Here is a 16773-nt window from a genome sequence, read left to right on the forward strand (position 1 = left end):
CAGGAGAGACATCCATGAGCAGCAACAACATCACAAGCGGACCGGCCAAGGCCGAGCAACTGATCATTATCGGTTCCGGGCCCGCCGGGTACACGGCAGCAATCTATGCCGCGCGCGCCGGCCTTGAGCCGCTGGTGCTGGCCGGGTCCGTCACTGCGGGCGGTGCATTGATGAACACCACGGAGGTGGAGAACTTCCCGGGTTTCCCGGGCGGTATCCAGGGGCCGGAGCTGATGGACGGGCTGCAGGAGCAGGCGGAGAAGTTCGGCGCGAAGGTGGTGTTCGACGACGTCACTGATGTTGCGCTGAAGGGTCACCTCAAGCGCGTGGTCACCGGCGGCGGCGAGGCTTATGAGGCTCCGGCGGTCATCCTGGCTACCGGTTCGGCCTATAAGGAGCTCGGGCTTCCGGAGGAGAAGAAGTTCAGCGGCCATGGTGTTTCCTGGTGCGCCACCTGCGACGGGTTCTTCTTCCGCGAGCAGGACATCATCGTGGTCGGCGGCGGCGATTCGGCGATGGAAGAGGCCATGTTCCTGACCCGGTTCGGCAAGTCCGTGACCGTCGTCGTCCGCAAGGGCGAGCTGCGCGCCTCCCGGATTATGGCGCAGCGGGCCAAGGACAACCCAAAGATCATTTTCGCGTGGAACTCTGCCGTTACGGCAATCCACGGCGACGGGAAGGTCTCCGGTGTGACGCTGACTGATACGCGCACGGGGGAGTCCCGCCACCAGGACGCCACCGGGATCTTCGTGGCCATCGGGCATGTGCCGCGGACGGAGCTGCTCACTGGACAGGTAGAGCTGGACGAGGACGGCTACATCAAGGTGGACTCACCCACCACCGTCACCAACCTCTCCGGCGTTTTCGCCTGCGGTGACGCCGTGGACCACCGTTACCGCCAGGCGATCACGGCTGCCGGTACCGGATGCGCTGCCGCCCTCGACGCCGAACGCTACCTCGCTGCTTTAGAGGACGCGGACAGCATTGCCACCGCACTCGTCGAGGAACCAACCCACGCCTAAATCCTGACCAGGGGAGGAGGTGAGCGGAATGACGACAGGATGCTGCGGTGACTCCGGTTGCTGCGACGATCAGGACTGTTGCTGACCCCTTCCGCCCGGCCAGGCAGCAGGGCTTCAGGCCTCATAGGGACACTTCACGCTGCCTGGCTGGGCGCCCACCGCTTAAGTAATGAAAAAAGAGGACAGCATGGATGCGACCGCGAGCGGCCTGCCCGTTGCCGTGATCGGCGCCGGGCCCGTCGGGCTGGCCGCCGCGGCCCACTTGCTGGAGCGCGGCCTGGTGCCGGTGGTCTTCGAGTCGGGCACGACGGCGGGTGCCGCTATCGAGCAGTGGCGTCACATCCGGCTGTTCTCACCTTGGCGGTTCAACCTCGACGCCGCTGCCGTGCGTTTGCTCGAGGCTGCCGGCTGGCAATCACCCCGCCCCACCGCACTTCCGTACGGCGGTGAACTTATCGACAACTACCTCGCACCGCTGGCCGCGCTGCCGCAGATCGCCGCCCGGCTGCACACCGGCGCCCACGTTGTGGCCGTCAGCAGGCAGGGCATGGATAAAACCCACACCAGGAACCGGGGGACCACGCCGTTTTTGGTGAGGGTGCAGCACACGGACGGCGAAACCCGCGACCACGTTGTAGCGGCAGTGATCGACGCCTCCGGCACGTGGTCCCGGCGAAACCCGCTTGGTGCTTCCGGGCTGCCTGCCATTGGCGAGGGCACCGCGGCGGACCGGATCTCCGCGCCCCTGCCCGACGTCGTCGGCCGGGACCGGGCGGCCTTTGCCGGCCGCCGTGTGCTGGTGGTGGGCGCCGGCCACTCCGCCGCCAACACCCTGATCAGCCTTACTGACCTCGCCAAAGAGGAAGCGGGCACCCGCACCCTCTGGGCCGTCCGCGGTCCTTCCGCCGAGAAGGCCTACGGCGGCGGGGACGCGGACGGACTGCCGGCACGGGGCCAGCTCGGCGGCCGTGTCCGGCGGCTCGTGGAGACCGGAAAAATCGAACTCCACACCGGATTCGGCATCAATTCACTGACGTCCCTCGGCGCGCACGTGACCGTTAAGGCGGTCGATGGCCGCAGCCTCGAGGCCGACGTCGTCATTCCCTGCACCGGCTTCCGCCCGGACCTGGACATCCTGCGCGAAATCCGGCTCAACTTGGACCCTGCCGTTGAGGCGCCGGTGGAGCTGGGCCCCCTGATTGATCCTGAGTTCCACTCCTGCGGTACGGTCCGGCCCCACGGCGCGAAGCTGCTGGCGCACCCGGACAAGGACTTTTACATTGTGGGTATGAAGTCATATGGCCGGGCGCCGACCTTCCTGCTGGCCACCGGCTACGAACAGGTCTGTTCCGTCGCTGCTGCCCTGGCAGGTGACAGGGAGGCCGCGGAGACCGTGCAGCTGGAGCTCCCCAGGACGGGCGTCTGCTCCACCGGCGCAGAACCGGTGCTGGTCGGCATCCCCACCGGCCTGGCCCACGGCCGCTCCGGCTCTTAACTGACCTCTTATTGAAGGGAACATCGGAGGACATGGGGCAGGGGCCACGGAAGAAGCCACAGCGCGGGCTGCGTCGGGCCGGCATCGCGGTGCTCATTGTGCTGGGACTGATACTTGTGTCCACGGTGGTCAACCTGATCATGGAGTCAACAGAGAAGTCGAGCATCACTGCCTACGGCCAGCGCGTCGCCGTGAGCAGCGGCGCGCTGAACGTGTACCGGAACGGGCAGGGGACCGGCCCACCGATCGTTCTGCTCAGCGGCCTGGGAACCCCGGCGCCCGGCCTCGACTTCGCGCCTCTGGTCCGCGAGCTGCACGGCTTCGACGCGATCGTCGTCGAGGGGTTCGGTTACGGCTACAGCGATCTGGAGGCCCCTCCGCGGACCAACGAGAACATCAGCACCGAACTTCACGGCGTACTGGCAAAGCTTGAGGTTCGGCAGCCCTACATCCTGACCGGTCACTCCATCGCCGGTTTCTACATGCTCGACTACGCCAACCGGTATCCCGCCGAGGTGGCCGCCGTCGTCGGAATCGATGCAACAGTACCCAAACCGGGAGACGGGCCAGTGCCAGGGCCGGAGTCGGGCCTCAACTGGCAGAAGGCCTTGGCCGTTACTGGCATAGTGCGTGCAGTGTCCGCCGTCGCCCCGGACTTTGTGGACCCCGCCAGTGATGCCTACACCGATGACGAGCTGCAGCGCATGCGGATGATGACCAGCTGGAACTACGGCAACCCGGCAGTAACGGATGAAACGGCCCGGATAGCGAACAACGCGGCGGCCCTGAGGGGAATGACTTATCCCGCTGACCTGCCGGTGCTGGCCCTCCTTGCCGATGACGGGTCCGGCTCAACACCCAGGAAAACGACCGCCGCCGAAAACTTGCTGAACAACGTTACACGCCACAAGATCGTCACTTTGGAAGGCCCTCACTACCTGCACTGGACCCAGTCGAGGCGTATTGCAGAGGAGATCCGGGCCTTTGTGAGCGCGGGCTGACCCAGTCAGGCTTGGAGCTGCAGCGGCTACAGCGGGTCGGGACGCACGCGCACGGCAGCCAGCGAACGGACAAGCGCGACGGCGGTGATGGCGCCGGCCGCCATGATGGACGCCAGGACCACCACCTGGAACCGTCCGGCCTCCAGGGGGAGGCGCCGCCGAAGATTGCCCCCACGAACGCGCCCGGCAGGGTCACCAGGCCGGTGGTTTTGGTCTGGTCCGTCGAGGGGATCAGGGCGGCATGAACAGAGTAGCGGGCCTGAGTGAGAGTGGCGCGCCGTGCCGTGGCGCCGAGGGCGAGCCAGCCTTCCACCTGGTCCCACTGCTCGTGGACCGCCTCTTGGAAGCGGTGTCCGGCAAGCACCGCGATGGTCATGCAGTTGCCGATCACTATCCCGCCTACCGCAAGGACGTAGCGCGGCTCGAGGGCCACGGCGCCTGTAGCAAAGACGACGGCGAGAGTTACCAAAATGCCGATGGCCATGGTTGCTGACACCATGGCAAAGCGCCGCCATGACCAGGCCAACCGCCGCGTTGCCGTCACAGCAGCCACGGAGAACATCACCAGCAGCGCCGCCGCCACCCAGAGCGGATCGCTGATGATGCCACCCAGAACCACACTGATGAGCGCCAACTGGGCGGCTCCCCGCAGAATGGCAACGGCCGGTGCAAGGAACGAGGGCGTCCGCGCGCCCCGGAGCACCGCGACGGTTATCAGCATCAGGATGGACACGGCCGCAAAGGTGGGTGCCAAGGCAGCGAGGGAGTCCATCAGTTCAGCCTAGCCGTGAAGCAGGGCGTCTTCAGCGGGGAGATGCAGTCATGACTTTGTGGCTGATACCGCGGCGGTTGGCAAGGGGAATTAGACCAGGCTCGGCTGGCTCGAGAGGATGTAATCCACGGCTGCCGGGCCCTTCATGGCCAGTCCGGGCCATTCGTGCCGACCAGTGTTGCGCTCCAGCTTCGAATGTCCGTGCTGGTGCATGGCGGTCCATAAGGAGTTGGTAGGGCCCGGCCGCTCGGCGTTGAGCAGGCACCAGCTGATGTAGAGCCCGTAAATATCATCCTCCCGAAGGGCAGGCTGCTTTTCCGAGTCCTGCACAAAGCATTCGGAAAGGAAGCGGGTGTAGTTCGGGATGCTCATGAATGGCGTTCCTTCGGGTCGTGGAGCGTGACGAGCGTGTGAGTGGTGCATGTCCAGCCGAAGTGCTTCGGAGCCACGTGCGCGAAGGATGGGTCGGATACCGAAAAAGTTTCAAGCATCGTTCACAGCGGAATGACCTGCCGACGGCGGCGCAGGCACGGCAGGGTGCCTCACCCTGCCGGATAGGGGGCCTGGGTGAGTACGCGGGCCAGGTGCACGGCGTTGCGGGCGGCTCCCGCCGTTGCCGCAGCAGTTTTTTCGGGGACGCTGTCGAGGTCCTTGTAGTCCACCGTCTGCATGGCCTCTCCCACCCAGTAGGTGGCGCCTTGGGCAGGGACGGTGAAGCCGACGTCGTTCAGTGCCTGCTGCGTGTCCGCCACGGTCTTGTGGGCGCCGTCTTCGTTGCCCACCACGGCCACAATCGCAACTTTTCCGTACATGATTGGCCGCCCGGCCTCATCCGTTTCGGCCAGCTCGGCATCGAGCCGTTCAATGACCCGCTGGGCGATGCTGCTCGGGTGCCCCATCCAGATGGGGGTGGCGAGGACCAGGATGTCGGCCGCGAGGATCCTCGCGCGAATTCCGGGCCACTCGTCGCCGTCGCCCATGTCGGTTTGGACGCCGGGCATCACGTTGTGATCGACAACCCGCAGTGAGGCTCCTCCCACCCCATGGCCTGCAAGTTCATCCAGCACATGGCGGGCCATGAGTTCGCTGCTGGACGGGGCGGGCGAAGGTGTAAGGGAGCAGATAAGGGCAAATGCGCTGAGGTCGGCCATGGTTCATCCTTCTGTCATCGAGTCTTCCGTGGTGCCAGTCTAGGGTTCGTGGCGAACGGGAGGACGGATGGCCCGAAATGCCCTTCCGGCCAGGACGCCTTGCGCGAAAGATAACAAGTGTGCTTACTATTTAGTTAGTAACCTTACTTACTAATTCACCAGGCTGGCTTTGAAAGTCCAGCTGCCAACCAATGGAAGCGAGTGATGATGACGGAAAACCAGTGGCCTGAGGCTTCTGCCCGAAGCGATCTCGACCAGTACGGAAACGCAGCACCGACGGATCCATCGGCAGAGCCCGAAACCTACGTCACCAAGAAGGATGCAGCCAAGGGGGAGACGTCGAAGATCGCCGGGCAGGCGGCAGGTGCGGCCCACAATGTGGCCCAGACCGCCAAACTTGAGGCCGGAAACGTCGCGTCGGAGGCAAAGTCCAGCGCAAAGGGTCTCCTGCACGAGGCAAAGTCGGGACTGGGGAACCAGGCCGGCGCGCAGCAGCAGAAGGCTGCTGACGGCATTCGGACCATTTCCCGCCAGCTCCAGGCGATGGCTGATGCTCCTGATCAACCGGGCATCGCCGGCGACCTGGTCCGGCAGGCTGCCGGGCGCGCAACCTCCGTTGCATCCTGGGTGGAAAACAAGGAGCCCGGGGCGCTGCTGGAGGACGTCCAGTCCTTCGCCCGCCGCAAGCCCGGTATGTTCCTGCTTCTGGCCGCCGGCGCAGGCGTCCTTGCGGGCCGTCTGTTACGGGGCCTGCAGCCTGCCCCGGCGCCGGAACCTGCCATCCCGCCGCAGCCTGCACAGGCACCCGCTGCAGCAACAACCACTGCTCCGGCTTGGGGCGAAGAGTCGGTCTACCAGAACCACGGGACGGCGCCGGCAAACTACGGTGAAACCATCTACGGCGAACCAGCCCGCCCCGCCTACTCCGGCACTGAAGCAGGCGGAGTTCCGCTGAGGGACTTGGATGACCCCTACAACGAGATCCGCGGCGCAGAGCGCCAGCCCTAACTGTTTGAAGTCACCAGCAAGACAACGGAACCATCAATCGAAGGACCAGTGCCATGAAAAAACTGCTCATCGCTTTTCTCCCCGGGATCATCAGCCGGGTGCTGAACGCCCGCAAGGCCAAGCAGCTCCGCGCAGGCCAGACCCGGCCGCCGCGGAACCGCTTTTAGCCGCTGCCGAAGCCGGGCAGCCCGGCTCGGATTTTTAAGCACAGCCTCCGGGGGTGTGAAAGCCCCCGGAGGCTCTGCGCTGTGCGGCGACCGGGGCCACCTTCAGATCCATGCAGCACGCCGTCGCAGCCTTAGGCGGTCAGCCACCTCATCGCCTCATCCCTTGAGGTGAAGTAGCGGGTGAGGTGTGCGGGTTTGTGCCGGGCCATGTAGAAGCTGGCGATGGCTTCGTCTACCGGGGATGCGCCAACAATTGCTGCACGAGCGAGCGGCCAGGGTGCGGCGAAGGCGTCCTGGGCCCGCTGGCCAATCCACGTCATGCCGGTCATCTCCACCAGCAGCGGAAGGGTGCGTCCTGCACTAAGGACAGCAGCCCGTTCCATTAATGCTTTCGCGTCGCTTTCCGTGACTACGGCACCGGGTGCGAATGTCAAACAGAGGACCCGCCCGCACAGCTCCACAGTGCCAGTGGTTCCTTCACACCCATGTTCTTTCACAGCGCCTCCTGCGTTCCAATACTACCTAAGGCGCTTGATGACAAGGAGGGTGAGGTCATCCGTGGGGTGCAGTGGAGAGTTGATCAACGCCCTGATGGCCCCTTTCGTGTCGGTGCCGGGGGCGGTGAGTGCCAGTAGTTCCGTCTGCAGTTGTTCGACGTCGTCGTTGGCGAGTTCCAGGATGCCGTCGCTGGGGATGATGAGGGAGTCGCCTGGCTCGAGGCGGCGGGTTTCTGTGCCCCAGCGGCAACCGGGAATGATTCCGAGGGGAGGGCCACCAGCCGTAAGTTGGGAGACCTTCCCCTCGGCCGTCGTGTGGTGGGCGATGCCGTGCCCGGCGTCGGAATAGCGGACAATTCCTGTTTCGACGTCGAGGTCGGCATGAAACGCAGTAACGAACACGTCATCGAGAGCCAGTTCGTCGTGCAGCTGGCTTGAAACCGCGGTCAGGGCCTCGCCTGGCTCGACAGGGCCGGTGGAGCGCAACCGGGATTGGACGGTGGCAGCCAAAATGGCCGGGCCTGTTCCCTTTCCCATCACGTCCGCCACGGTGAACCGCAGCAACTTGTCCTCAATCTGCCAGTCGTAAAAGTCCCCGGCCAGGTCGCCGGCGGGCCGGGTTAGTGCGTGGAGTTCGTAACCGGGCAGGGCGGGAGGAGCGGCAGGCGCGTGGGCGCGCTGGATCTTTGCTGCGTTCTTCATATCGGCGCGGACGTTGATTTCGCGCTGGACGATGGCGGCGAGATCGCGAAGTATCTGCTCCTGCTCAGGGGTGAAAGTCCGTGGCTCCTGGTCGATGAGGCAGAGCGTTCCGATGTTCCAGCCGCCGGGTCCCTGCAGCGGCTGCCCGGCGTAGAAGCGGATGTTGGGCTGGCCCAGAACCAGCGGGTTGCTCCGGAACCGATCGTCCTGGCGTGCATCTTCGATAACCAGGGTATTGGGGGTCCTGATGGTATGGGTACAAAATGCATCCGCCCGGGGGATTACTCGTTCCAGGCTCCCGGCCAGGGATTTGAGATACTGGCGGTCATCCGCAACCAGGGCGACAGTTGCTGTGCTGACTCCAAAAAGTTGCTGAGCCAGCCGGGTGATCCGGTCGAAGCCCTCTTCAGCAGGACTGTCGAGAAGTTCTGTCGCCGCCAACGACGCCAGCCGGTTCTCCTCCTCTTCCGCTGCTGCTTCTGAAGTCTGCTCACCCATTGGCTATCTGCCTCCTTTTGCCGGATACCGACATACCCACCTATGTCATCCTAAATTGCATGAGCCGGGCGACGCCTAACTGGCGGTAAAGCTTTCGCTGACAGCGTGGCCGCATGGCTGCCGCCACCCAGGAACCGGAGTCAGTCCTCAATAGGAGCCGGTTTGGGTGCGGCCGGTACCGTCTCTCCAACCCGGGGCCGCCTTCTGATGATGACGTTATTGGTGCAGTGGACTGAAGTGGAAGAGCTGCTTTCCACCATGTTTCGCGGAATCCAATACCCGTCCACAACTTCGAATCGGGACGACAGGGGGTAGAAGGGGTGATCGGGTGTCAGATGCATCTAAGTTCCTAATTTGCGGGTGCGCTTTGCCGTAAGACGTTCGTAGTGCTCGCAAGAAAGGATGGGTGCTGCGTTTGGACACCGATGGCCCGGCAGTGGAATCTGCAGTCCACTGCCGGGCAATTGGTTGTTTGGTATGGGTGCCGAAGCTGTTAGTGCCGTGCCGCCAGCGCGTTTTTCAGTGCCTGCGCTGACGAGCTGCTGCTGTTGATGCGCCAGTCCGCTTCCTTGTTGAAATGGAACCAGGTGATGGCGGTGACGTCACCCTGGGCCGCCAAATAACTGATCAGCGAGGTGTTCCAGTCGGCTTTGGAGCCGCCCTGCTCGGCGGAAGATGTTTCAGCAATCAGGATTTCCTTGCCCGGTGCCAGGGAGCGGAGCTCGGAGATACCCTGGCCGAAGAGTTGGGAGGGCGTCTGCCAGGTGCTCCATGTTGCCGAGGTGCCCCAGTTGTAGCCGTCCAGGGCGACGGCGTCCACGTAGGCGGAGCCGGGGTACAACCCGGCCAGCGGTGTGGATCCCCAGTACGGGACGTTCGGGTTCCAGACCCAGGTGATATTCGAGGCACCAGTCGATTCGACGACGTCGTGGACGTGGCGCCAGGCGGCCACGTAGTCGCCGGTGGCATTGCCGTTGATGCCTTCGGCCCAGGGGTACCAGTCACCGTTCATCTCGTGCCCGAACCGCAGCATGACCGGCTGCCCCCAGGCAGCCAGGGACCGGCCCCAGCTGAGAAGGTGGGCATCAAAATCACCGGCGGCGATCCGGTCAAGTGAATAGGCTGGCTGGTCCGTGCCGCCGCCCCACGCCCAGGGTTCCCAGGTCAGCAGCGTTACTGCTCCCCGGGCCCTGACCGCCTCGAGTTCGGCAAGCGGCGGGGCCTGGTTGAAGTCCTTGTAAGAGAGGATGATGGACGGCGCTTCACCGGCCAGGGCAGCTACCTCGTCCAGTTCCGCGCCCGCCATCGGGCCGCCGGGGACGCCGGCCCCGAAGCGCAGGAGCGCCCTGGTGGGGGCCTCGGCTTCTGGTGCAGGTGCCGGTGCAGGTACCGGAGCGGGAGCTTCCTGGCTGTCTTCCGTGGTGGTGGACGGTGAGCTGTACGTGACGGTGAAGCTGGCCGCGGCTGTGGTCCTGCCCGAAGCTGCCTGGATTACGACGGCGGGATCGTTCGTCACCGGGATCACCAGGTCAACTTTGAAGTAGCCCGAAGCGCTGGCCGTAAAAGCAACGGCGGCGGTGCCGCCGGTGACTGTTCCTGCAGCTTTCTTTGGGAAGCCGGTCCCCGTGACCGTCACCGAAGTTCCGGCTGGCCCAGACGTGGGGCTGAGACTTATCGAGGCACTTGCGGCCTGCACGGCCGGGGCCGTACCCGTCATCGTCCAGGCCACAAGCGCCAGGACGCCTGCCACAAAGCGTAGCGTTTTCATTCCACTCCAAAAACAGTTCCGTCCCCGAACGGAGTCAGGGAGCATGAGGGCACGATCCACCCCCTTCCCTTCAAGTTTTAGGCATTCCGCGCCGTCAGCCCCGCCGTATCAGCGCAGGATTTGCAGAGGATTCTGCAAGCCCGGCTGGCCCCTTGAAGGCACGTCAGACGGACCAATTCCAGGCGCGCGGCTTGCATGACGGATAGGAAGTGTGCTTACTATTTAGGTAGAAAGCATGCTTACTAATGCTTCCAGTTTTGTCCTCACGCAGCATCAAGTTAGTACCAAGAAGGAGATACACATGATCAGCACTGAGAACCTTTCTGCACTGACCACTGCCGGCGGACACGTCGTAGGTTCCGATGGAAGCAAGATCGGCTCCATCGGCCAGATTTACGTGGATGACCAGACTGCCGAGCCCACCTGGGTCACGGTCAAGACCGGGCTTTTTGGCACGCACGAGTCCTTCGCCCCGCTGGAGGCCGCTACCCAGGACGGCAACGATATTGTCGTCGCCCACACCAAGGACAAGGTCAAGGACGCCCCCCGGGTCGCCCCGGACGGGCACCTGGAACCGGCCGAGGAAGACCAGCTCTACACCTACTACGGTCTGGGCACCGGCCACGGGTTCACCGGTGACGGGTACGCCGCCGGCACCGCAGAGGACACCGTGGGCCGCGGAACCGTCGGCCACGACACCTCCGGTCCCACCACCGATGAGGCGATGACCCGCTCGGAGGAACAGCTCCACGTCGGCACCCGCAAGGAAGAAGCCGGCCGGGCACGGCTGCGCAAGTACGTGGTCACCGAGAACGTCACCACGACCGTCCCGGTCCAGCGTGAAGAGGTCCGGATCGAACGCGAACCGATCACCGAGGCCAACCGCGGCGCTGCCCTGGACGGCCCGGCCATCAGCGAAGAAGAGCACGAAGTCATCCTTCACGAGGAACGCCCGGTGGTGGAGAAGGAAACCGTCCCGGTCGAGCGCGTGCGCCTGGACAAGGAAACGGTCACCAGCGAGCACACCGTCACCGAGGAAGTCCGCAAGGAAAACATCGAACTAGACGACGACGGCATCACCCGCCGCTAAGAACACATCACCGGAATCCCACCCGATTCCCCACGCACGGCCCGTCCTCCCCTGAGGACGGGCCGTGCTTTTTGTGCGTGCCGGACTCTTGTTCCCGGTCTTCCAAGGGCAGAGAATAGTAGCTGTTCCCACGTCAGCGGCTCAGCGCTTCTTAGGCACGTGGCGGCAAGCGCTGCGGTGCCTTTCCTCACCGGAAACTTCAAACGGCGGTCATGCTGATGAATTCGCCTGATTCCCCTGGCATTGTCCTGTCAGTCATCAAACGGCGCCCGGTGGCAGCCTTCGTGGTCATTGCCATTTCGTTGTCCTGGACCGTGCAGATCCTGTCCCTCCTGCTGCTGGGGAACATCCTGCCGGGAATCCTTGCCGAACTCCTGATCCTGCTGGGAACGGCAGTCCTGGTCACCGCGGCCGCGGATGGCCGGCCCGCCGTGCGTGAGCTCTTCCGCAGGGCATTCCGCTGGAGGGTGGGGGCGGGGTGGTACGTGGCAGCGCTGCTGGCACTTCCTGCGCTGACTGCGCTCATCGCTGCGGTCACCGGGACGATCCACCCGCCGGCCGACGGCTGGTGGCCATTGACGGGCAATTACCTGCTGAACACTGTGATCTTTGGTGCCCTCCTGGGCAACATCTGGGAGGAGCTCGCCTGGACCGGGGTGGTGCAGCACCGGCTCATGGACCGGCATGGACCCGTAATTGCTGCCCTGCTGACGGCCATCCCGTTCGCACTCATCCATCTGCCGTTCGCCTTCGCCGAGCGGGGCTTCACCGGCACTCTATGGTCCGACGTCGCGGTCTCCTGGGCGGTCCTTTTCCTTTTCGCACCGTTCTTCCGCCTGCTCATGGGGATCGCCTACCTGGGAACGGGCTACAGCCTGCTCATAGTGGGGCTGCTGCACGCCTCCTTCAACGCCTCTGCCTCCACGAAGCTGGACGTGTTCGACGGCGAGTGGCAGCAGATTGCCGCTGTGATCGTCCTGCTGGGAGTGGTGGCCGCCGCCTCCCGGGCTTGGCGCCTGCGGGCTGCACCGGCTGAAGGAGGCCAGGACGCCCGCACAGTCCGGCGCCCCACAAAGGGCTCAAGCGCCAACACCACCGGCGACAGCGACGGACCTCGTTACGCCCGTTGATCGAAAAGAGAAAAGCCGATGGTTCCTCAATTTCGTTCAACCCCCTGGCCTGATGCTCCGGAGCGGACAGGCGCCGGGACCGGCCGGCTCCGCCACTGGACAGCCCGTCATGGGTTGCTGGCCTATACGGTGATGGCGTATGGGATTGCCTGGCCTTTGTTGGTCGGAGGATTCTTCGGAACTGAGGCCGGCACCTTGGACCCCGAAGGCGGGCTGGTTGCCGTCATGAACCAGGTGGCCTCCGCGGCCCCGTTGCTTGCTGCCGTGGTGGTCCTGGCCCTCAGCCAGGGTAGGCGTGGCCTGGCCTGGCTGGCGGGGAGCCTCGTCCGGTGGCGGGTCCATCCCTTGTGGTACGCGTTCGTTTTTCTCGCTGTCCCGCTTCTCGGGGTAGCCGCCACCTGGGCGTTCCACCCGGGGGCAACAGTTGCAGCCCTGGGGCAGAACTGGCCGCTGCTCTACACGCAGTTGCCATTGGGTATTTTGAGCATTGCCGTTTTCACCGGTCTGGCTGAGGAACCTGGATGGCGCGGCTACGCCCAGCCAGCTGCCAATCGGCGTTTCCATCCCTTGCTTGCCGCGCTGGTCGTGTCAGTGATCTGGGCACTCTGGCACCTTCCAAACGCCTTGTTTGTGCAAAACCCGGCCGAGACCCTCGCCCATCTGCTGGCCACAGTGGTCAACGGCTTCGTCCTGGCCTGGGCTTACAACTCCACCAGCGGCAGCGTCCTCATCGTGATGCTTCTCCACGGAGCCCAGAATGCTACAGGGGGACTGGTAATTCGACTGTTCGACGGATCCGGGGACGGGCCGACAGCCACCATGTACTACCTGATCTCGGCGTTGGCGTTCGGTGTTTTGATGGCGGTCGTGACGGTCCTGACCCGGGGGCGATTGGGCCTCTCTTTTCCAGGAGGCATGATTCAGGCTGAAACTGGCTCCCGGGGCCAAGCCTGAGAATTCCTGCAACCACCCGCCGTGCTCAAGGCGTGGAGATGGGTTCCTCGAGAAGCCAGTGCAAAGCCTCGGTCCTGTTCGTGAAGAACCGGGTGGGACACGGATGGCTGCCAGGACCGCGAAAGCCGGCAATCACGCGGTCCACCGGATTGGAGCCGAGCAGCGCAATGCGCGAAGCCGCACTGGGAGTCGAGAAAGCGGCACGGGCTGCGTGGCTGACTGTTTCGACGCTGGTCATCTCCACCAGCAGGGGGCGGCTCCGGCCATGGCAGATGTCATTAACCTCGGCCATGGCAGCGTTAATATCCGCTTCTCCTAGGATGGCTTTGGGGGACCAAACCAAGTGGAGGACCCCCTCCGGGCCGAGCGCCAAAGTCCCCTTCCCGCCGTCGATCATTTTCGTCTCCATGACGCACCCCTCCAGTCGGCGCTCGTGCGAAGCTTGCTACCGCCCATCACGGTCAAAGCGTACTTCCAACAACCTGCAGGCCTCTGGCCGACTTCCGTACTTGCCGGCTAGAGGGCAGCCAGCAGGTCCTTCATCTCCTGAATTTCGGCTTCCTGCGAGCTGGCGATGTCCTTGCTGAGCTGGACCGCGTCGCTGTTCTTGCCGTCGGTGGTTTCGGTCCTGGCCATCGTGACGGCACCTTCATGGTGGGCGATCATCTGGGTCAGGAACAGCCTGGCCGCCTCGGTGCCCTGGGCGGCCTCGAGCTTTGCCATGTCATCCTCGCCCATCATCCCCGACATGCTGTGCCCAGATGCCTTATGCGTGGGCATCTGGGTGGGCTGGCCCCAGCTTTGAAGCCAACCGGTCATCTTCTCGATCTCGGGGCCCTGGGCGGCCTTGATCCTGGTGGCCAGGTCCGTCACCGGCGCCGGAATGCCTTCCTTGGCAAGGATAAGATCGCTCATCTCCACCGCCTGGGCGTGGTGCGGGATCATCATCTGCGCGAACATGGTGTCCGCATCATTGAACCCGGCCGCCGCTGCGGGGGCCTCGCTTGATGCCGGTGCCGAACCGGACGGTGATCCGGAGCTGCCGTGGTGCATGCCCGGCATGCTGGTGGTGTCCGAACCGCCCGCTCCGGAACCGGCGGAGCAACCGGCAAGGGCGATTGCCCCGGCGATGGCAACAGTTGAAATCGTCAGCGTCTTCTTCATGGTGATCAAGGTCCTTCCGGTTCTTTCTGCCTCCCGCAGGGGCAAATGGTTATCAGGGTACCGGCGCGTTGGCCTGCTGGTTAACGCTGCCGGGTCAATACACCTGGGCGGGATTGAGCTTGACCCGCCGCAGCAGTTGGGCGTTCAGTGCCACCACAATCGTGGACGCAGACATCAGCACGGCCCCGGCAGCTGGTGACAGAACCACCCCGGCGAATGCCAGGACGCCCGCTGCCAGGGGAACTGCCAGGACGTTGTACCCGGTGGCCCAAACGAGGTTTTGCCACATCTTCCGGTAGCTGGCGCGGGACAGGTCCACCATGGACAGGACGGCCCGTGGATCGTTCCCGGCCAGGACAACGCCGGCGGATTCCATGGCTACATCCGTGCCGGCACCGATGGCGATGCCAACCTCGGCGCGGGCCAGCGCGGGTGAATCGTTGACGCCGTCGCCCACCATGGCCACTTTCATGCCGCGGGCCTGCAGTTCGGCAACTTTCTTGTCCTTGTCCGCCGGCAGGACCTCGGCGAACACCTCATCGATGCCCAGGTCCTCGGCGATCGCCTTGGCCACCTGGCGGGCATCACCGGTGATCATGGCCACCTTGACGCCGCGGTTCTGCAAGGCCGCCACCGCCTGCCGCGACTCGGGCCGCACTGCATCCTCCAGGCTGACCGCCCCCAGAGTGCGTCCGCCGTCGAGCACGTGCAGGACAGCCGCGCCGCGCTCCATCCACCCGCGGGTCACCGCGGCCATGGCGGGAGGTTCGACGACGGCGAGCTCACGCAGGAGCGCGGGCCCGCCTATGTGCAGGGTGCGTCCGTCCACGCCGGCACGGGCGCCGCGTCCCGTCAGCGCGGAGAACGCGGCGGCAGCGGGCACCGCCAGATTCCGCTCCTGCGCAGCGCGGAGGATGGCCCGGGCCACGGGATGCTCGCTGTCTGACTCAACCGCGGCAGCAAGTGCCAGCAGCGCGTCGGCGTCCCCGCCGGGCACGGTGGCGATGTCCTTGAGCTGCAATTCGCCCGTGGTGAGCGTGCCGGTCTTGTCGAAAAGGACAACATCAATGGTGCGCATGCGTTCCAGGGCCATCCGGTTCTTGATCAGCACGCCGGCGCGGGCGGCCTGCTCGGTGGAGATGGCGATGACCAGCGGGATGGCCAGGCCCAGTGCGTGCGGGCAGGCGATCACCAGCACCGTGACGGTCCGGGTGACCGCCTTGGGGACGCTGCCGAGCAGGGTCCATGCGATGAAGGTGATGACACCGGCGCCGGCAGCGAAGTAAAACAGGAAGGCCGCTGCCCGGTCCGCCAGGGCCTGGGCTTTGGACGAGGACGCCTGCGCTTCGGCCACGAGGCGTTGGATCCCGGCCAGGGCAGTGTCGTCACCCACCGCGGTGATTTGGACGCGGACGCTGTTGTCAGTGGCGACTGTCCCGGCCACCACGGGGTCCCCGGGGCCGCGGGGAACGGTTTTGGATTCACCGGTGATCATGGATTCGTCGACTTCCGCCTGCCCGCTCACCACTGTCCCGTCCGCTGGCATCCTGCCGCCGGAGCGGACCAGGACGGTGTCGCCTGCGCGCAGCTCGGAGACCGGGACGGTTTCGGTGCCGGTGGCGGTGATGCGTTCGGCCTCGTCGGGGAGGAGCGCGGCGAGGGCATCCAGTGCGCCCTGTGCCGAGCCGAGGGCCCGCATCTCAATCCAGTGGCCCAGCAGCATGATGGCCACCAGGAGCGCGAGTTCCCACCAAAAGTCCAGGTCAAACCCGCCGATGCCCAGGGTAGTGATCCAGGACGCGGCGAACGCCACCGTGATGGCCATACCGATCAGCAGCATCATCCCGGGCCGGCGGGTTTTCAATTCCTGCCATCCGCCCTTGAGGAACGGCTGGCCGCCGTGCAGGAAGATCACGCTGCCCAGGAGGGGCGGGATCCAGGCTGAGCCCGGGAAGGCTGGGGCCGTGTAGCCGAGGATGTGCCCCACCATCGGGCTGAAGTAAACCACCGGCAGGGACAGGGCCAGGCTCAGCCAGAACCTGTTCTTGAACATCGCTGTGCTGTGGCCTGCGTGTTGGCCTGCGGTGTGAACGGCGTGGTCATCGTCGTCGTGGACGCGGCTGTGTCCGTGGCCTGCGGGGGAGCCGGTCATGTGGCTGGAGAGCGCGGCGGCGGGGGACCTTTGCGGTGTGGTGGCAGTCCCGCCTGCATGCACATGTTGGTGGTGCTGGGTGTGGTGTTCCATGTCAGTTTCCATTTCCACTAAGAGGTGATGGGCGCTGGGGTTGAACGGCTGTGAAGGCCGGTTGAACGCACGGCCGGGACATACCACTTCACTGACAACACCTAGAAAT

The 16773-nt window shown here is 64.8% G+C and carries 15 protein-coding genes and 1 pseudogene; 7 read left to right on the plus strand and 9 right to left on the minus strand.

Translation table 11 applies throughout. From position 1 onward, the window contains the following. Nucleotides 1-14 precede the first annotated feature (14 nt). From trxB to AC5RVN_RS15535, 3 genes are all read left to right on the plus strand, one after another. Nucleotides 15-1022, plus strand: coding sequence for a thioredoxin-disulfide reductase (gene trxB, locus AC5RVN_RS15525; RefSeq protein WP_494138512.1), 1008 nt, complete (start codon nt 15-17; stop codon nt 1020-1022). 187 nt (nt 1023-1209) lie between these two features. Then, complete coding sequence (locus AC5RVN_RS15530; protein WP_494138513.1) at nt 1210-2517, plus strand: FAD-dependent oxidoreductase; 1308 nt, start codon at nt 1210-1212, stop codon at nt 2515-2517. Nucleotides 2518-2549: 32 nt separating this feature from the next. After that, nucleotides 2550-3518 carry an alpha/beta fold hydrolase gene (locus AC5RVN_RS15535; protein WP_494138514.1) on the plus strand — a complete coding sequence of 323 codons (969 nt, stop codon included), beginning with the start codon at nt 2550-2552 and terminating at the stop codon, nt 3516-3518. Nucleotides 3519-3544: 26 nt separating this feature from the next. On the opposite strand, the pseudogene AC5RVN_RS15540 reads toward AC5RVN_RS15535, so the two are convergent. The 3 genes and pseudogenes from AC5RVN_RS15540 to AC5RVN_RS15550 form a co-directional block, all read right to left on the minus strand. Beyond that, nucleotides 3545-4290 (minus strand): annotated as a pseudogene (locus tag AC5RVN_RS15540) (ABC transporter permease). 90 nt (nt 4291-4380) lie between these two features. Continuing rightward, nucleotides 4381-4662 (minus strand): hypothetical protein, encoded by a 282-nt coding sequence (locus AC5RVN_RS15545; RefSeq protein WP_494041587.1) that lies wholly within the window; start codon nt 4660-4662, stop codon nt 4381-4383. Nucleotides 4663-4832: 170 nt separating this feature from the next. Further along, nucleotides 4833-5441: a flavodoxin family protein gene (locus tag AC5RVN_RS15550; RefSeq protein ID WP_494138515.1), complete on the minus strand. Its 609-nt coding sequence runs from the start codon at nt 5439-5441 to the stop codon at nt 4833-4835. A 207-nt stretch (nt 5442-5648) separates the two neighbouring features. Here AC5RVN_RS15550 and AC5RVN_RS15555 point away from each other — a divergent pair, with 207 nt between their 5' ends. Further along, on the plus strand, nt 5649-6449 hold the full coding sequence (locus AC5RVN_RS15555; RefSeq protein ID WP_494138516.1) for a hypothetical protein: 801 nt from the start codon (nt 5649-5651) through the stop codon (nt 6447-6449). 298 nt (nt 6450-6747) lie between these two features. On the opposite strand, the gene AC5RVN_RS15560 is transcribed toward AC5RVN_RS15555, so the two are convergent. The 3 genes from AC5RVN_RS15560 to AC5RVN_RS15570 form a co-directional block, all read right to left on the minus strand. Continuing rightward, on the minus strand, nt 6748-7050 hold the full coding sequence (locus AC5RVN_RS15560) for a DUF7793 family protein (protein WP_494041590.1): 303 nt from the start codon (nt 7048-7050) through the stop codon (nt 6748-6750). 84 nt (nt 7051-7134) lie between these two features. Beyond that, complete coding sequence (locus AC5RVN_RS15565) at nt 7135-8313, minus strand: PP2C family protein-serine/threonine phosphatase (protein ID WP_494138517.1); 1179 nt, start codon at nt 8311-8313, stop codon at nt 7135-7137. A gap of 493 nt (nt 8314-8806) precedes the next feature. Next, nucleotides 8807-10081 (minus strand): glycosyl hydrolase, encoded by a 1275-nt coding sequence (locus AC5RVN_RS15570; RefSeq protein ID WP_494138518.1) that lies wholly within the window; start codon nt 10079-10081, stop codon nt 8807-8809. A gap of 301 nt (nt 10082-10382) precedes the next feature. On the opposite strand from AC5RVN_RS15570, the gene AC5RVN_RS15575 reads away from it, so the two are divergent. The 3 genes from AC5RVN_RS15575 (at nt 10383) to AC5RVN_RS15585 (ending at nt 13255) form a co-directional block, all read left to right on the plus strand. Continuing rightward, a complete protein-coding gene (locus tag AC5RVN_RS15575) occupies nt 10383-11171 on the plus strand; it encodes a YsnF/AvaK domain-containing protein (protein WP_494138519.1) in 789 nt (262 codons plus the stop codon). A gap of 212 nt (nt 11172-11383) precedes the next feature. Then, nucleotides 11384-12301 carry a CPBP family intramembrane glutamic endopeptidase gene (locus AC5RVN_RS15580; RefSeq protein ID WP_494138520.1) on the plus strand — a complete coding sequence of 306 codons (918 nt, stop codon included), beginning with the start codon at nt 11384-11386 and terminating at the stop codon, nt 12299-12301. Nucleotides 12302-12319: 18 nt separating this feature from the next. After that, nucleotides 12320-13255 carry a CPBP family intramembrane glutamic endopeptidase gene (locus tag AC5RVN_RS15585; protein WP_494138521.1) on the plus strand — a complete coding sequence of 312 codons (936 nt, stop codon included), beginning with the start codon at nt 12320-12322 and terminating at the stop codon, nt 13253-13255. 25 nt (nt 13256-13280) lie between these two features. Here the strand turns inward: AC5RVN_RS15585 and AC5RVN_RS15590 are convergent, their stop codons facing one another. The 3 genes from AC5RVN_RS15590 to AC5RVN_RS15600 form a co-directional block, all read right to left on the minus strand. Continuing rightward, nucleotides 13281-13664: a DUF7793 family protein gene (locus tag AC5RVN_RS15590; protein WP_494138522.1), complete on the minus strand. Its 384-nt coding sequence runs from the start codon at nt 13662-13664 to the stop codon at nt 13281-13283. A 107-nt stretch (nt 13665-13771) separates the two neighbouring features. After that, complete coding sequence (locus AC5RVN_RS15595) at nt 13772-14419, minus strand: DUF305 domain-containing protein (RefSeq protein ID WP_494138523.1); 648 nt, start codon at nt 14417-14419, stop codon at nt 13772-13774. 94 nt (nt 14420-14513) lie between these two features. Then, the gene (locus AC5RVN_RS15600) at nt 14514-16664 is read right to left on the minus strand and encodes a copper-translocating P-type ATPase (RefSeq protein WP_494138524.1); all 2151 of its coding nucleotides are present in this window, start codon (nt 16662-16664) and stop codon (nt 14514-14516) included. Nucleotides 16665-16773: the final 109 nt, after the last annotated feature.

Source organism: Arthrobacter sp. sptzw32, assembly GCF_059089735.1.

Bases quoted from the DNA above. Each gene is read 5' to 3' on its own strand.
- AC5RVN_RS15530 (WP_494138513.1), top strand. From the start codon at position 1,210: ATGGATGCGACCGCGAGCGGCCTGCCCGTTGCCGTGATCGGCGCCGGG.
- AC5RVN_RS15535 (WP_494138514.1), top strand. From the start codon at position 2,550: ATGGGGCAGGGGCCACGGAAGAAGCCACAGCGCGGGCTGCGTCGGGCC.
- AC5RVN_RS15570 (WP_494138518.1), bottom strand. From the start codon at position 10,081: ATGAAAACGCTACGCTTTGTGGCAGGCGTCCTGGCGCTTGTGGCCTGG.
- AC5RVN_RS15600 (WP_494138524.1), bottom strand. From the start codon at position 16,664: ATGGAACACCACACCCAGCACCACCAACATGTGCATGCAGGCGGGACT.
- AC5RVN_RS15580 (WP_494138520.1), top strand. From the start codon at position 11,384: ATGCTGATGAATTCGCCTGATTCCCCTGGCATTGTCCTGTCAGTCATC.
- AC5RVN_RS15545 (WP_494041587.1), bottom strand. From the start codon at position 4,662: ATGAGCATCCCGAACTACACCCGCTTCCTTTCCGAATGCTTTGTGCAG.
- AC5RVN_RS15565 (WP_494138517.1), bottom strand. From the start codon at position 8,313: ATGGGTGAGCAGACTTCAGAAGCAGCAGCGGAAGAGGAGGAGAACCGG.
- AC5RVN_RS15550 (WP_494138515.1), bottom strand. From the start codon at position 5,441: ATGGCCGACCTCAGCGCATTTGCCCTTATCTGCTCCCTTACACCTTCG.
- trxB (WP_494138512.1), top strand. From the start codon at position 15: ATGAGCAGCAACAACATCACAAGCGGACCGGCCAAGGCCGAGCAACTG.
- AC5RVN_RS15585 (WP_494138521.1), top strand. From the start codon at position 12,320: ATGGTTCCTCAATTTCGTTCAACCCCCTGGCCTGATGCTCCGGAGCGG.
- AC5RVN_RS15590 (WP_494138522.1), bottom strand. From the start codon at position 13,664: ATGGAGACGAAAATGATCGACGGCGGGAAGGGGACTTTGGCGCTCGGC.
- AC5RVN_RS15595 (WP_494138523.1), bottom strand. From the start codon at position 14,419: ATGAAGAAGACGCTGACGATTTCAACTGTTGCCATCGCCGGGGCAATC.
- AC5RVN_RS15555 (WP_494138516.1), top strand. From the start codon at position 5,649: ATGACGGAAAACCAGTGGCCTGAGGCTTCTGCCCGAAGCGATCTCGAC.
- AC5RVN_RS15575 (WP_494138519.1), top strand. From the start codon at position 10,383: ATGATCAGCACTGAGAACCTTTCTGCACTGACCACTGCCGGCGGACAC.